Origin of the sequence: Bradyrhizobium sp. BRP20 (assembly GCF_020194215.1) — a bacterium.
In the GTDB taxonomy this organism is placed as follows: Bacteria; Pseudomonadota; Alphaproteobacteria; order Rhizobiales; family Xanthobacteraceae; genus Bradyrhizobium; species Bradyrhizobium yuanmingense.
Map to the genome: position 1 here is coordinate 251,141 of NZ_JADYVY010000009.1, position 15,267 is coordinate 266,407.

13 protein-coding genes and 1 tRNA gene are annotated in these 15,267 nt (G+C 61.1%); 8 read left to right on the forward strand and 6 right to left on the reverse strand.

The features are described 5' to 3' along the window. Positions 1 to 27: 27 nt before the first annotated feature. Positions 28 to 891, reverse strand: a complete 864-nt coding sequence (gene tesB, locus I6F33_RS22465; RefSeq protein WP_036003028.1) for an acyl-CoA thioesterase II — start codon at positions 889 to 891, stop codon at positions 28 to 30. A gap of 205 nt (positions 892 to 1,096) precedes the next feature. Between tesB and I6F33_RS22470 the strand changes: the two genes are divergently transcribed. Continuing rightward, a complete protein-coding gene (locus I6F33_RS22470) occupies positions 1,097 to 2,317 on the forward strand; it encodes a ubiquinone biosynthesis hydroxylase (protein ID WP_225144176.1) in 1,221 nt (406 codons plus the stop codon). 61 nt (positions 2,318 to 2,378) lie between these two features. Here I6F33_RS22470 and I6F33_RS22475 read toward each other — a convergent pair whose 3' ends face one another. Beyond that, complete coding sequence (locus I6F33_RS22475; RefSeq protein ID WP_036003042.1) at positions 2,379 to 2,576, reverse strand: Trm112 family protein; 198 nt, start codon at positions 2,574 to 2,576, stop codon at positions 2,379 to 2,381. Positions 2,577 to 2,633: 57 nt separating this feature from the next. Then, positions 2,634 to 3,164 (reverse strand): TetR/AcrR family transcriptional regulator, encoded by a 531-nt coding sequence (locus I6F33_RS22480; protein ID WP_225127953.1) that lies wholly within the window; start codon positions 3,162 to 3,164, stop codon positions 2,634 to 2,636. Positions 3,165 to 3,255: 91 nt separating this feature from the next. Here I6F33_RS22480 and I6F33_RS22485 point away from each other — a divergent pair, with 91 nt between their 5' ends. Together I6F33_RS22485 and I6F33_RS22490 are read left to right on the forward strand one after the other, a co-directional pair. Next, a complete protein-coding gene (locus I6F33_RS22485; protein WP_036003036.1) occupies positions 3,256 to 3,606 on the forward strand; it encodes a hypothetical protein in 351 nt (116 codons plus the stop codon). Positions 3,607 to 3,959: 353 nt separating this feature from the next. Then, complete coding sequence (locus I6F33_RS22490; protein WP_225144177.1) at positions 3,960 to 6,461, forward strand: EAL domain-containing protein; 2,502 nt, start codon at positions 3,960 to 3,962, stop codon at positions 6,459 to 6,461. A gap of 136 nt (positions 6,462 to 6,597) precedes the next feature. On the opposite strand, the gene I6F33_RS22495 is transcribed toward I6F33_RS22490, so the two are convergent. After that, on the reverse strand, positions 6,598 to 7,275 hold the full coding sequence (locus tag I6F33_RS22495) for an LON peptidase substrate-binding domain-containing protein (RefSeq protein WP_036003016.1): 678 nt from the start codon (positions 7,273 to 7,275) through the stop codon (positions 6,598 to 6,600). Between the two features lie 105 nt (positions 7,276 to 7,380). Then, the gene (trxA, locus tag I6F33_RS22500) at positions 7,381 to 8,304 is read right to left on the reverse strand and encodes a thioredoxin (RefSeq protein WP_225144178.1); all 924 of its coding nucleotides are present in this window, start codon (positions 8,302 to 8,304) and stop codon (positions 7,381 to 7,383) included. A gap of 271 nt (positions 8,305 to 8,575) precedes the next feature. Between trxA and I6F33_RS22505 the strand changes: the two genes are divergently transcribed. The 4 genes from I6F33_RS22505 to I6F33_RS22520 all read left to right on the forward strand — a co-directional run bounded on the left by I6F33_RS22505 (position 8,576) and on the right by I6F33_RS22520 (position 13,327). Next, positions 8,576 to 8,650: transfer RNA gene (locus I6F33_RS22505), tRNA-Gly, on the forward strand. 657 nt (positions 8,651 to 9,307) lie between these two features. Continuing rightward, positions 9,308 to 10,537: a triacylglycerol lipase gene (locus I6F33_RS22510; protein WP_225144179.1), complete on the forward strand. Its 1,230-nt coding sequence runs from the start codon at positions 9,308 to 9,310 to the stop codon at positions 10,535 to 10,537. 5 nt (positions 10,538 to 10,542) lie between these two features. Next, positions 10,543 to 12,897 (forward strand): hypothetical protein, encoded by a 2,355-nt coding sequence (locus I6F33_RS22515; RefSeq protein WP_225144180.1) that lies wholly within the window; start codon positions 10,543 to 10,545, stop codon positions 12,895 to 12,897. A 25-nt stretch (positions 12,898 to 12,922) separates the two neighbouring features. Further along, positions 12,923 to 13,327 (forward strand): hypothetical protein, encoded by a 405-nt coding sequence (locus I6F33_RS22520; protein WP_225144181.1) that lies wholly within the window; start codon positions 12,923 to 12,925, stop codon positions 13,325 to 13,327. Positions 13,328 to 13,540: 213 nt separating this feature from the next. Here I6F33_RS22520 and I6F33_RS22525 read toward each other — a convergent pair whose 3' ends face one another. Further along, entirely contained in the window at positions 13,541 to 13,801 is a 261-nt protein-coding gene (locus I6F33_RS22525; protein WP_225144182.1) for a hypothetical protein, read from the reverse strand. 190 nt (positions 13,802 to 13,991) lie between these two features. Between I6F33_RS22525 and I6F33_RS22530 the strand changes: the two genes are divergently transcribed. Beyond that, on the forward strand, positions 13,992 to 14,978 hold the full coding sequence (locus tag I6F33_RS22530) for an NAD(P)-dependent oxidoreductase (RefSeq protein ID WP_225144183.1): 987 nt from the start codon (positions 13,992 to 13,994) through the stop codon (positions 14,976 to 14,978). Positions 14,979 to 15,267: the final 289 nt, after the last annotated feature.

Sequence of the window (15,267 nt, forward strand, 5' to 3'; positions counted from 1 at the left end):
GAACGCTTCAGGCGCTGCTTGAAGCGATCAGGCCTTCCGTTCGCGCACCGAGCCTTCCTGCGCGACGGAGGCGACCAGCGTGCCGTCCGGCTTGAAGATCGAGCCGCGGGTCAGCCCCCGGCCCGATTGCGCGCTCGGCGAATCCTGCGCGTAGAGCAGCCATTCGTCGGCGCGGAACGGGCGATGGAACCACATCGCGTGGTCGAGACTCGCCGGCATCATGCGCTTGTCGAACAGCGTGCGGCCATAGCGCGCCATGATCGCATCGAGCAGCGAGAAGTCCGAGGCGTAAGCGAGCGCGCACATGTGCAGCGCCGGATCGTCGGGCAGCTTGGCGGCGGTCTTGATCCAGACGTGGATGCGGCCGTCGTCGATCTTCTGGCCGAAATAACGGCCGAGCTCGACCGGGCGCAGCTCGATCGGCCGATCGGATTCGTAGTAGCGGCGGATGAAGTCCGGCATCTCCTTGAACATCGGCTGCTTCGCCACCTCCTCCGCCGTGAGCTTTTCCGGCGGCGGCACGTCCGGCATCTTGTCCTGGTGGTCGAACGCAGTCTCCTCCTCGGCGTGGAACGACACCATGATCGAGAAGATCGCATTGCCGTGCTGGATCGCGGTGACGCGGCGGGTCGAGTAGCTTTTGCCGTCGCGCAGGCGCTCGACCTGATAGATGATCGGGATCTGCGGATCGCCCGGCAGGATGAAATAGCAATGCAGCGAATGCGGCAGCCGGCCCTCCACGGTGCGGCAGGCCGCGACCATCGCCTGCCCGATCACCTGGCCGCCGAACACCCGCTGCCAGCTCGTCTTCGGGCTGTTGCCGCGGAACAGGTTCACCTCGAGCTGCTCGAGGTCGAGGATCCCGATGAGGTCGATCAGTCCTTTGGACATGATGGTGCTTTCCAGTGATGCCTCATTCCGGGGCGCACGCGGTGCGAACCCGAAAATCTCGAGCTGATAAACCTCCGGATTCCGGGTACGCGCGTTGCGCGCCCCGGAATGACGGAACGAAGGGCTAGCGGACCTCGTTTCACCGCACTGTTTCGCCCAGCTCAAGTCTGCTAGCAAGACCGAGAATTGTCCGGGAAGCTTTGGTATGTCGGTACAGGGTAGCATTGTCATCGGTGGCGGCGCGTTTGCCGGCCTTGCGCTGGCCTTGGCGCTACGCCAGGGGCTCGGGCCCGAGATCCCAATCGTCGTTGCCGATCCCGCGCTCGGCACGCGGCCGAGCCGCGACCCCCGCGCCACCGCGATCGTCGCCGCCTGCCGCCGCCTGTTCGAGACGATCGGCGCCTGGGACGACGTCCGGGGCGAGGCCCAGCCGATCCTCGACATGGTCGTCACCGATTCCAAGCTCGAGGACGCCACCCGCCCGGTGTTCCTGAACTTCGCCGGCGATGTCGCGCCGGGCGAGCCGTTCGCGCATATGATCGAGAACCGCCGCCTGATCGATGCGCTGGTGGTGCGCGCCGAGGCCGAGGGCATCGATCTTCGCGCCACCCCGGTCGCCTCCTACGATGCGCGCACCGACGGCATCGAGGTGACGCTCGGCGACGGCAGCGTGATCGCGGCGGGCCTCTTGGTCGCCGCCGATGGCGCGCGGTCGAAGCTGCGCGAGCGCGCCGGCATCGTCACTCATGGCTGGGAGTACGACCAGTCCGGCATCGTCGTCACCGTCGGCCACGAGCGCGATCACGAGGGCCGCGCCGAGGAACACTTCCTGCCGGCCGGCCCGTTCGCGATCCTGCCGCTCACCGGCAAACGCTCCTCGCTGGTGTGGACCGAGCGCCGCACTGAGGCCGCGCGCATCATCGCCCTCAGCGACGAGGAATTCCACGCCGAGCTCGAGCAGCGCTTCGGCCTGCATCTCGGCGAGGTCAAGGTGCTCGACAAGCCGCGGGCGTTTCCGCTGTCTTATTTCGTCGCGCGGTCCTTCATCGCCGAGCGCCTCGCGCTGGTCGGCGACGCTGCCCATGTCATCCACCCCATCGCGGGCCAAGGCCTCAACATGGGCCTGAAGGACGTCGCTGCGCTGGCGGAAGTGGTGGTCGATGCCGCGCGGCTCGGCCTGGATATCGGCGGGGCGGACGTGCTCGAACGCTACCAGCGCTGGCGCCGGTTCGACACCATGGCGATGGGCGTCGCCACCAACTCGCTGAACTTCCTGTTCTCCAACCAGTCGACGCTGTTGCGCACGGTGCGCGACATCGGCCTCGGCCTCGTCGACCGCGCCCCGCCGCTGAAGAACCTCTTCATCCGCCAGGCCGCAGGCCTCACCGGCGAGGTGCCGCGGCTGTTGAAGGGCGAGGCGTTGTAAGGGGCGAATGGTGAGTATCGAGTGGACCCATTCGCTATTCGCCATTCCCTATTCGCCATCCTCAATCGATCTTGCGCGCCTCTTCCGGCAGCATGATCGGGATGCCGTCGCGAATGGGATAAGCGAGCTTGGCGCTGCGCGAGATCAGCTCCTGCCGCTCAGCATCGAATTCCAGCGGACCCTTGGTCAGCGGGCAGACCAGGATCTCCAGCAATTTTGGATCGACGCTGGCTTCGGGACGTTCGGTGGGCGCGTTCATGGAAGTCTCCGGCACTTGCTTGCCTTTAGCATAGAAATTCGCGCCCGCCATCGCGCTTTAGGCGGAGACCATCGCCAGGAGCTCGTCGAGCATGGTCCGCAGCCGCGCGGCCGGGATTGACGGGCCTGACAGGGCGAAACCGAGAAATGTCCAGTACAGGATCTGCGCGCGGGCCTGCGCCGTTGCCGGGGCGAGTCCCCGCTTCTGCAGCAGCTCCTCGATATAATCGAGCCTGCGGCGATCGATGGCACGCACCGCCCCTTGCGCGCTCGCATCGAACGCCGCCCAATTGCGCACCGCGCGTTCGAGGTCGAGCCGCGCGCCGAAGGATCTCCGCAGCAGCATCTTGACCGGCTCGTCGCCGGCGGCTTCGACGTCGGCGATGATCCGCTCGGCCGCGATCTCGCGCCAGCGCCTCAGCACCGCGGCGTGAAACGCGGCGAGATCGGCGAAATGCCAATAGAAGCTGCCGCGCGACACGCCCATGGCCTTGGCGAGCGGCTCGGCCTTCAAGGCCGTGAAGCCGCTCTTGGCCAGGGCCTTGAGGCCCTGGCCAGTCCAATCGTCAGCGGAGAGCTGTTGGTTCATGTCGTTTCCCGAAAAGCGCACCATACACTAGTGTATTGACAAGCGCTTGGCCAGACGCTATCGAAACATACATGAGTGTATGGAGGCGTCGATGCGGGATCTGCTGCTCCAGTGTGCGGGCGTCGTGACCATCGCCGTTGCGCTCGTTCACGGCTACCTCGGCGAAGCCAAGGTCTTCGCCCGCGCGCGCATCGAGCCGGAGCGCCTCCGCACCTTGATCCGGCTGGTGTGGCAGGCCTCGACCGTGGCCTGGATCGGCGGTGGCGTGCTGCTGATCGCGGCGCCGTGGATGCAATCGGAGCCGGCTCGTCACTGGATCGTCGCGACCATGGCCTGCGTGTTCGGCTGCTCCGCCCTCGCCAACGCATGGGCGACGCGGGGCCGGCATTTCGGCTGGATGGCGCTCAGTGCGGTCGTCGTGATGTCGGTTGCCGGGTACTAGAACTCATCTAAAGCGGACCAGATCCGTTACCGATCGACCAGGCATTCTTCGGATGCCGTCATCGTCCCGATCGTGCTCCACGTTGCTGGTGTGGCGCTGATGGGACTCCTGCAGCGCGATGATCACCGGACGCAAGCGCATCCGCGTCCATCTCCAGTCATCCGCAAACGCGCGCAGCGGGCTTCCGGCGCGACCGGCGCGCGGAACGTGTTAGCCCCACAGATCAAATTTTACGGACGGTGTTGGCAAGCCGCTAAGCATGCGATCAGGCGCGGCACAAAATTAACGCGAAGGGCGATTAGCCGGTCCAGCATCGACAAACATCAACAATATCGACGATGGGGCGAAACTGAATGTTCCGCGTTTTCTCCTGCCTTACGGCCGAGCACGATTGGCGGCTCGTCGTGCTCGCTGCTCTGGTCTGCTTCGTTGCCAGCATCGTCGCGGTCAGCATCTTCCACCGCGCGATCGCAACGCTCGGGAGAACCCGGTGGATCTGGATCGCCATTGCCGGCGCGGCCATCGGATACGGCATTTGGGCTACGCATTTCGTCGCGATGCTCGCCTACGAGCCCGGGGTCACGACGGGCTACGGCATCGTGTTAACGGCGTCCTCTCTCGCGGCGGCAATGCTGCTGACCTCGGTCGGCTTCGGCGTCGCGGTCGTCACGTCCGGCCGCTGGCGCGCGGCGGCTGGCGGCGTCATCATCGGTGGCGGCATTGCCAGCATGCACTATCTCGGAATGTGGGCGCTCGAAGTGCCGGGCCGAGTCTCCTGGTCCGTGGACCTCGTGCTCCTCTCCATCGTTCTGGGCATGTGTTTTGGCTACGCTGCGCTGGCGGCAGCGCTCACCCGTCAGGGTTATAGCGGCACGCTGGCAGCCGCCACCCTGCTGACGCTCGCCATCGTGTCGCATCACTTCACGGCCATGGGCGCCGTGCAGATCACACCGGATCCGGCGCTCGCGACCGATACGCTTTCGCTGTCTCCGGCCTTCCTCGCGCTCGCCATCGCCGGCGTCGCATTGTCCGTGCTGGGCATGAGCCTGATCGGAGTGCTGGCCGATCGTCGTCTGGCGACCAGAACCGCCAGGTTCGAGGAGATCATCAGCCAGCTCTCCATCGCCCGGCAGCAGCTCGAAGGGTCGCAGAACGAGCTCAAGGAACAGAAGCTGAGGCTGGACACGGCCATCAACCATATGGTCGAGGGCCTTTGCATGTTCGACGCCGGGAAGCGGCTCGTCATCTGCAACGAGCGTTACGCCCGTTTGTACCGGCTGCCGCCGGAATTGCTGCGTGCGGGAACTCCGCACCGCGACATCATCCGTCATCGCGTCACCAGCGGCATACTCGAAGGCGAGGCCAGCGATTTCGCCGCCGAACGGCAGATCGCCAGGCTCGAAGCACTGCCGATCCATGCCGTCTCGAGCCGCATCGATGCGTTCGCCGATGGGCGGCTGATCTGCGTGACGCGGCAGCCGATGGCCGGCGGCGGCTGGGTGGCTACGCATCTGGATGTCACCGAGCAACGCCGGTCCGAAGCGAAGATCACCTACATGGCGGAACACGATGCGCTCACCGAGTTGCCGAACCGCGTGCTGCTCAAGGCGCGTCTGGAGCCTGCACTCGCCGATACGCGTGGCGGAAATCTCCATCTGGCGGTTCTCCTGCTCGACCTCGACCGCTTCAAGGAGGTCAACGACACGCTCGGACATCCGGCGGGCGACCTGCTGCTGCGCTCAGTCGCGGCGCGCTTGCTGGATTGCATCAGGGAGACGACGTTCGTCGCCCGACTGGGCGGCGACGAATTCGCAATCGTCGACTACGTGACCAATCCGGCTGCGGACGCGGCCTCTCTCGCCGAGGCGATCCATGGCGCGCTCAGCGAGCCGTTCGATCTCGGCGATCATCAGGTCATTGTCGGCACCAGCATCGGGATCGCCCTTGCGCCCCGAGACGGCGCCGATTCCGACACGATCCTCAGGAGCGCAGATCTTGCCCTCTACTCGGCCAAGAGCGGCGGACGTGGTGCATTCCGCTTCTTCGAGCCGGAGCTGGACCGGCTCCTGCATGCGCGCCGCAACCTGGAGCGGGATCTGCGGAAGGCGCTTGCGAGGAGCGAATTCGAGCTCCACTACCAGCCGTTCGTCAATTTGAAGAGCGGCGAGACCTGTGGCTTCGAGGCGTTGCTGCGTTGGCACCACCCCGAGCGGGGTCTGGTCTCGCCCGGCGAATTCATTCCCGTCGCGGAGGAAACTGGCTTGATCCTGCCGCTGGGGGAATGGGTGTTGAGAACCGCCTGTGCCGAAGCGGCAAAATGGCGTTCCGACCTGAAGATCGCGATCAACCTGTCTCCAGCGCAATTCAGGAGCAAGGAGCTCGTGTCGACGATCGTGAGCGCACTGGCGGCGTCGGGGATTGCTTCAGACCGGCTCGAGCTCGAGGTCACCGAAACCGTCATCATGCATGACAGCGGGACCGTATTCGCAGCACTCAGCCAGCTGCGCGAGCTCGGGGTGCGGATTGCCCTCGACGATTTCGGCACCGGCTATTCGTCGCTCAGCTTTCTGCAGAAGTTTCCCTTCGATAAGATCAAGATCGATCGCAGCTTCGTCAGCGAGCTGTCCAGTCCGATGGAGGAGCCCCATCGGATCGCGCGGGCCGTGGTCCAGTTCGCCACGAGTCTCGGTAAGACGTCCACCGCCGAAGGCGTCGAAACCGCCGAGCAGCTGGACATCCTGCGCCAGGAGGGCTGCGTCGAGGCCCAGGGCTTCCACCTCAGCCCGCCGATACGAGCCTCGACGATCGCACGGCTTGCGGATCGAAAGGCCGAGGCCGGCGAGTTTGCCGCATAGAGCATGATCCGGACCCGAAGGGCCGCGTCAGCGCAAAGTGTGTAGCGGTTTTCCGAAAAGATCATGCTCAAACCAAAAAACCCAAAGCGCGATGAGGATTCATCCTAATCGCATCGCGCTTTGGGTCGCTTGACGATCACTGCAGCGGCGGGTCGCCGCTAGTGCGCTTCTTGGCGAGGTCCATCTCGGTGACGGCGATCAGGATCTCGGCGCGGGTCTTCAGGTCGGGCGCCTCCAGCATGGCCTGCTTTTCCGCGGGGCCGTAGGGCGACATCATCGCGAGCGCATTGACGAGGGCTTCATTGGGCGCGCTCTCGACGCCCTCCCAGTCGACCTTGAGGTTGTTGGCCTTCAGGAAGTCCGCCAGCACCGCCAGCAGCGCCTCGCGGTCGACCTCCTCCTCGCCGCGGCGCGCGGTGAAATCGTCGACGTAGGCGAAGAAGTCCACCTTGCACTGCCGATAGGGGGTGAGCACCTCGAGCTCCTCGACCACCTTGAAGCGCGAAACGCCGGTGAGCTCGAGGATGTAGCGGCCGTCGCCGGACTCGGCGAGCTGGGTGATGCGGCCGACGCAGCCGACGCGGAACAGCGCCGGCTTGTCGGAATCCTTCCGCGAATGCGCGATGTCGGGCTGGATCATGCCGATCAGGCGATGGCCGTCGCGGAAGGAATCGTCGACCATCGAAAGGTAGCGCGGCTCGAAGATGTTGAGCGGCATCTGGCCGCGCGGCAGCAGCAGCGCGCCCGGCAGCGGGAAGACCGGAATGATCTCCGGGAGGTCGGCGGGCCCGCGATATTCGATGTTGATCGGCATCTGCCCGGTCCCCTGGCGTTGCTAGCGCATGATCCGGATCCGAAGGACCGCGTTAGCGCAAAGTGTGGAGCGGTTTTCCGAACAGATCATGCTCAAAAAAGGCCGTTACGAAAACAGGATCGTCGACAAACGTTTGCGGCCTTCGACGGTTGCATCATCCGTGCCGCCCCAGGCCTCGAAGAACTGCACCAGCTGCTTGCGGGCGCCGTCGTCGTTCCATTTGCGGTTGCGCTTGATGATCTCGAGCAGCTGCTCGGTCGCCGCCGCGCGGTTGCCTTGGGCGTTGAGCGCGGTGGCGAGGTCGAATCGGGCCTGATGATCGAGCGGGTTTGCGGCGACTTTCTGTTCCAGCTCGGCAACCGGTCCGAGCGATTTCGCCTGCTCGGCGAGATCGATCGCGGTCTGCACCGCCTTCACGGCCGGGTCGTTGCGCTTGGATTCCGGCACCATGGCCAGCGTCTGCTTGGCCTGCTCCATCGCGCCGGAAACGGCGTAGCACTTGGCAAGGCCCGCGAGCGCCGCGATGTTGGTGGAATCATGCTGCAGCGCCTCGGCATAGATCTGCGCCGCCGCCGCCGCGTCGCCCTCGGCGAGCACCGCGTCGGCCTCCTGCACGATCTCGGCGACGTTGACCTCGCCCGGCGCGGTGACGCCCTTGGTCAGCCGCTCGATGAAGGCGTTGACCTGGCTCTCCGGCACCGCGCCCATGAAGCCGTCGGCCGGCTGGCCGTTGACGAAGGCGATCACGGCCGGGATCGATTGGATGCCCATCTGGCCCGGGACCGCCGGATGATGGTCGATGTTCATCTTGACCAGTTTGACCTTGCCCTTGGCCGCCTTCACCGCCTTCTCCAGGACGGGGGTGAGCTGCTTGCAGGGGCCGCACCATTCCGCCCAGAAATCGATCAGCACGGGCTGGCGCTTCGATTCCTCGATGACGTCCTTCACGAAGGTCTGGGTGGTGGTGTCCTTGATCAGGTCGGCCGCAGCCGGGCCCGCCGCTCCGTTACCCTGGTCGATGATCGTCACGGGATTCCCTCGTCATGTCTGGAATGGCGGCTCTTTAGCACGCCGCCGCGTCATATGCTTGTGGTCGGCTCCTAAATTGGGCCGAATGGGCCGAATTTCAATCCAGGCACCCCGATTCGCCGGTTCCGAGACGTTTCCGGTCGATTTGGCCGGCTTCGGGCTCCATACGGGGTCCGAATTGCGAATTGAGGCCGCCTGTAGCTGTTGCATTCCCCTCCCGCTTTTGGCATACGACAGCCGTTGCCGGCGCGTCACGCGACCGACACAGGATGCGGGTGTAGCTCAGTGGTAGAGCACGACCTTGCCAAGGTCGGGGTCGAGGGTTCGAGCCCCTTCGCCCGCTCCAGTTTTCTCTTGGTTCCCGAACGTCTTAGATAATTCCCCGTCGCAATCCTTTCTTTTTTGATCTTGGGGGGAGCGGTTGCTGCGCTTGGGGGTATCGCCAGTCCGAGACGTTGTTGCTCGGTCTGCCAGCCAAACCATGTATTTCGGGATAGAGATGATCTAACGAATTCGGCCGTTTTCTTACTCCTTATCTCCCAAGGAAATCTCGTTGCCGCTCCGCTAGGGCTTGGACATGCTTTGAGAATCGAATTTTCTCCGAATTCGGGATGCCGAACTCGCTCCAGTGCGGCATTCCCGACAGACCAGCCGTTGGCGAGGAGGCCGCTTTGGTTCTCGCGTGCGTACAAAGAAAAAGAGAAGCAGCGGGCATGGGCGGAGATTTGCCACGGCCGAAACGCTGAGTCTGAGATTGCGATATTTGGGCCAGAGCAATGAGCGGCGTCAGCTTCTACGCTGTCCTCGCCCAGCTCTTCTTTTGCGAGGGGGCGGCAATCGTTTTTCCAGGATATCCATCCAGTCGATCACCATAGAATCGACCGTCTGGCCAAACAACCCTAAAGTGTGCTACTATCTAGGCGGCATGCTCGCTAGGAATACAATCATCGAATAGACTGCATATTGCTAAGTTGTTTTATTAATCAGAACGCAGGTGAAACCCTTGAGCAGGCTTCACAGAATATCGAAGAAGCGAATACAACCCTCACGCGGGACCGTAATTTTTGTCCATGGACTCGGCGGCGATGCGTTCGCGACTTGGCGAAAGGGGAAAGAAGAAAGCCTTTTCTGGCCGCAATGGCTCGCCGACGACTTTCCGCAGCTTGACATCTACTCGTTATCTTACGAGGCCGCGCCGCTAGCTTGGCTGGGCACCACGATGCCGATATTTGATCGAGCCAAGCAAACGCTCACTTGGGTTGAGCCCCTTTCGGAGAAGCCGCTCGTTTTCATCTGTCATAGTCTCGGCGGACTTCTCGTAAAGCAAATGATTCGCCTGGCCAGTACAGGCGGCATCGATAACTGGCGCGCTATTGCTGATCAAACAAGAGGCGTCGTCTTTTTGGGAACGCCTCACACGGGCGCTGACATCGCTGGGACTTTGAGCCGGCTCGGAACGATCCTAGGCACTTCGGTTTCGATTACAGAACTGGCAAAAAACAGCCCAAGCTTGCGAGATATCAATGAATGGTACCGAAACTCTGCCCGAGGATTGAATATCAAGACGCTTCCATTCTACGAGAAACAACCAACGCACGGAATTCTAGTCGTCGACGAGACTGCAGCTGATCCCACCATTGAGGCGGTTGCTGCAATACCACTGGACGGCACGCATCTCACGATATGCAAGCCTGAGTCCCGCGAAGACCTTCTATACGTGACCATCGAGCGTTTCATTTGGACTTGCTTCTCGACCGAATTGAATGGGCAAGATTCGCTTTCCAAGGAACAAGTTAACAGCCCCACCTTGGAGAACCCGTCTCGCCTCTCGTGCAGCAGAAGCGAGAGTGAGAAATGGCTGTTGGGGATCAAGAACTACCCCGCCGTAAAGCCGCACGAGATACCTTATGAGACGATCAAAGCGTTCGCTCGCACGTACTCGACGTTGCCCGCGGCAAGGAATTTTATCAACGGTGTAAATGCCCTGCGAATTAAGCTGAATCCGGAGCACAACACGGAGCAACAAATTCTCATAGAGCCCCACGACCTCGGCATGTCGCCTGGGAATTTCATCGACTTCTGGACCGAGGTTTTGACGCTTGCCGGAAACAAATCAAGGCGAACCCTTGCTGCATTCACGATAGCACCAAACGCTCCGGATCCGGCCTTGTACGGGCCAGACGCAGTGCATGCGTTCAATGAATTGAGGAGAACTCTCGAATCCCTGGAGTAACTTCGATGTTTGCAAATCGATTTATTCGCCAAATCTTTTTTGCCGCTACTCTGATTTTCTCTGCGTACTTTACCGTCGCCTCAGCAGAGGTCAAACCGAGCTTTGTTGACGCTCCATCATTCACCGGCGTGCTTGAGCAGGCGCTCGCTCAGGGGGTCCAGTCAACCAGTCAAGTGCTCAACCGGCTTGGACCCGACGTTCAACAAGCGTTGCGTGATGCTCAAGAGAAAACAGACTTCAAATACTATAATTTTTCGGCACGATCGCAAATTGAAATGCTTTACCAAAGAGCCGAAGCCGGGGGATCTGGACAAGGTGAATTATTCCTGGCCCGCTTAAAAGATGCCCTAACGCCTTCCTCAGCTGCCCTCGCCGAAGACCCAAGGCTCAAATTTCTTGATGGCATCCCTAGGCGGTCAGGGCCTATCGTTTTCGCGGATATCGCCAGCATAGATGCTAACGTCACCGCAAAGAAAATATCGCCGGCGGTCCAGGATGCTCTGACCATCCTTAGCGAGCACACAAGTTCGCGAGGCTTGGGGCACCTACGGGGTGTTCTCCTTCGAAACTTGAACCTAGATAGCACAAAGGACGCCAAAGATGCTGCACGCAAGTTTGACGATCTAATACGCAGCGCCCCGAGCAGAAAAGGCGTGATAGCAGCCGCGTTTACTGCTCACCTTCCGCCTCCCAAGCTTCAAATAGCTGTTCAGCGGGTCATCGAGGACTTCGCCCGATCCAGCGGTGCATTCGCTGTTGACCCGGCTGTAGCCAAAGTTATGCAGGGCCTCTCGAGCGAACTCACCGTCGCCGAACACAGACTCGTTCAAAGTGACGCAGCTTTCCAACAAAATCACGATATAAATCAGGGTGTCGCAAAGTCGTCGGTTGATGCCAAATCGTCCGACGCAAAGATAGCCCTAGCGCTGTCTAAAGCAGCAGAGTCCGCCGGTGATGTCCCGCCAGCGGGCGGCGGTGGGGGTCCTTTTCCGCAACCGCGGGCCGCCGGGGGTACTGGGCTTGCACAAAAACATCAGCAATACGTTGAGCAGAGTTTCCAGAGAAGAAGCAACATAGGAAGTGCGCCGCCACTTCCGGCGTGGGCATCGCGCGCGCCGCCCGTACCACGAAGTTATCGAGTCGCAATCATGTCACCGAGAGCGGCGAGAGGCATCGCTGTTGGCGCCGAAATGACAAGCGAGGTAGCCCGACGTCCGCTTAAGGCATATTGGATCGCAGATAAAACAAGCGAACGCTTTGGACGCTTGGTAATCTCCTTCGCTCCTTGTAAAGAAAATTGGTTCAAGTTCGTTTGGGAAATGCTGGGCCAGTGTAACGGAGACCCAATAGTCGCAGCATCAAAGCGATTACATGTTGACAGCTTCATGGCTGCAAATCAGCTACTATGGGGATCTTTCAACACAGAAGCTCAGTTCGTCGAGGGTGAAATCACGGTACTAATGAGCATGAATCCTTGGGTGTTGCCGCCAGGATTGGAGACACTCGCCAACAAGGAACAGGATGCGATCCGGAAATACGAAGGCTTGATCGCGTCGTATAATGCTACAGTCTCAGCTGCAAGACACTCGCTGTTGTCTCAGAAGTCCAATCAAGGGCTCGATTTTGACAAACAGTTTGATCCCCTCAATCCAGCAGCAGACATCAAGAAGCTTGAGGCGAAGCTGAGTCAGCTGACTAAAGAGATTGACGCGGCCAAAAGCGCAGTAGAGGCAGTTCGGGAAACGATAAAACAATATCAGGCGACCCACGGAGAACAGCCACGTTCGATCGTGTTCCATCCGGCCATTCACGGACGCGAGCTCGCTTGGTCGGCGGCCCGCATCGATTTTTGGTTCAACGATACGGAGCGGCTCTTTGAGGAAGCTAACTCAGTCGCTGCCGACGAGCATACAACAAACAAATTGCGCAGAGCTCTTGATGCCGCCAAAGAGGGAGCCGGGACGTGGCAATTTTTTGAACAAGACGCGATAATTGATCTAGACCGAAACGGCGCAGCGCCGACTGTGGCGGTGCGCACGTCCGCGAGCAGAAATGCTGACGAAGACGGGCGATTCGCCGTTTCCCTATTTCGACTGAATGAGGCGTCTGGCGCCAATGAAGATAGAGCAGAACATTTGGTTGAGGGAGAGGCTGAGATCAGGCGTCCCTTGGCTTGGCTACAGCGAATGCATCCAGACTTTTGGAGACTGAGCGACTTTTCGACGTCGTTGATGCTTCTCAGGTATCTCAAGTCAGAGCAGGTTCAGCTTTTTTCATTTTCGGCTGACGAGTTTGACGAACAGCGCCCTACGCCTGAGTGGATTTACGGCAGCACCGTCAGGCCCGTGACGAAACCCTGATTCCGAGCTTTCAAGGAAGCTTCTCATGTCGATTTCTGATACTTCAGAAGTGCATTCGACGTTATTCGCGGATCTAGCTTCGCAACTCGCTTTCCAGAAGCGTTGGCGTCTTCTGTCTATGAGCGCCTACGTTCTTACAACGGTCGGAACACTTGTTTGCTCCGCGGGAGCAACCTATTTCGCGGCGAGTGGCGCATCTGAAGTCGCCGCAATACTCGCAGGCGTTGCCACGGTTTTGGTCGGGACGGAGAAAAGTCTTCTCTTCAGAGAGAAATGGAAATTTCACTTACTTATGTACACCAAGCTAAACGTCTTTCGAACAAGGCTTCTATTGGGGCGCATCGCTCAGGAGCAAGCATCCGATGAGTATGGGACACTTATGATGATGTACGCGTCAGAGTTACCGATGGCTGCTAGAGAGCAAGCCTAGCGAGGTAGGACTGGGGGCCCTTTCGCAACGCATGTGGAAATCAGAGTTGTCTGCCAAATCAACGGGATCCGGTGCTGCCTTCCAGTCAGCAGTAGTCGCCCAGCAGGGGTCACCTTCAAGGGATGATCATACTCCGCCGGATCGCCGAGCCGGGCGTTTATAGATCGGTCGGTGATGCGAAAAGGTTGCGCCCGATCTAAGTGAGCTCATTCCTTACGCCGCGAGCGGAAAGGATTGTCCCGAAAATTCGGCAAACGCCTTCGCTGCGGCAACCAATTGATCGTGGCTGATGCCGTGCGCCTCAGCGAATGCGATCTGCAATTCGGGCTCAACGTCCCCAAAAAACGACGACATCGGGCCGCAGGCGGCCTTGGCCGCAGAGGGATCCAGCAGACAATGGACGAGCTCCTGCGCGTTTAGCTTCCTGCTATACGGCGCGTTCACGGTCGTCAGAACGAGGACGGGGCTCTTCATCTGCGTCACTAATCGCTACTCGGTCGATATAGGATTGACATGGAGCCCTTACACTCCCCCTAACAGCCTTGGTGGTCAACTTGTTGGCCTTTTGTTCCATTCGGCCGGTGGCTTCACAGCAAAGCTCCACCAGTCGTATCGAACGGAGCGCGGTTTTGGGGTCGTTAGCGGGTGGTTGAGACAGTCTAACATGACAATCCTGGTCACCGGCAGCGCGGGCCACCTCGGTGAAGCCATTCTCCGGACCCTCCGCGGGCGCGGGTCGCCCGCGCGCGGAATCGATCTCAAGCCCTCCCCCTTCACCGACGTCGTCGGCTCGATCGTCGATCCCGATTTCGTGCGGCGCCAGATGGACGGCGTCACCGCCGTGATCCACACCGCGACGCTGCACAAGCCGCATGTGGCGACCCATTCCAAGCAGGACTTTGTCGACACCAACGTCTCAGGCACGCTCAATCTGCTCGAGGCGGCCGCTTCGGCCGGCGTGAAGAGCTTTGTCTTCACCAGCACCACCAGCGCATTCGGCTCGCAGCTGCGGCCCGAGGCGGGACAGGCGGCGGTGTGGGTCAGCGAGGAGCTGCCATCGGTGCCGAAGAACATCTACGGCACGACCAAGCTGATGGCCGAGAACCTCTGCGAGCTGTTCTTTCGCGAGCGCGCGCTACCGATCGTGGTTCTGCGGACCTCGCGCTTCTTTCCGGAGGACGATGATGATCCTTTGATGCGGTCGACCTACACGCTGGAGAACGCGCAGGCCAACGAGCTGCTCTACCGCCGGCTGGATATCGCGGACGCAGTGAGCGCGCATCTGCTCGCCGTCGAGCGTGCGCCCGGCATCGGCTTCGCCCGCTACATCGTCTCGGCGACGAGCCCGTTCGAGCAACGTCATCTCGGAGCGCTGGCGCGCGATGCCGCCACTGTCGTGCGCGAGCTCTATCCGGAGTGCGCGCAGCTCTATGCAGCGCGCGGCTGGCGGCTCTTCCCCGCGATCGACCGGGTCTATGTCAACGCGCGGGCGCGGCGGGAGCTCGGCTGGCGACCCGAATTCGACTTCGCGCATGTGCTGCGCAGCCTGCGCGATGGCCGCGACTTCCGCAGCACGCTGGCGCGTGAGGTCGGATCGAAAGGCTATCACGACACGCTGTTCGACGACGGACCCTACCCCGTCGCCTCGTGAGCGCCGCGATTATTTTGCTCGACGCTTCAAATGATTGTCCGGCGTCACCGCGCGCGGATCAACTTGCGCAGTTCTACTGTGCATGGGGTTGTTTTCGCACTTTTGTATGCCCACCCCGGCGGAGCGCCTGACGACGTTGCGCGCGCGCTGTTGATTCCGCGTTGCAGCGCGAGGCGCGGTCGTCGCAGCGTTCATCCGTTCATTGACATTCCGTCTCAATTTTTGCTGCGCGCAGCCGCGCTGCATCCGACGCGCTTCTCACGATGGGCAGATGTGCTAACCTTTTTGC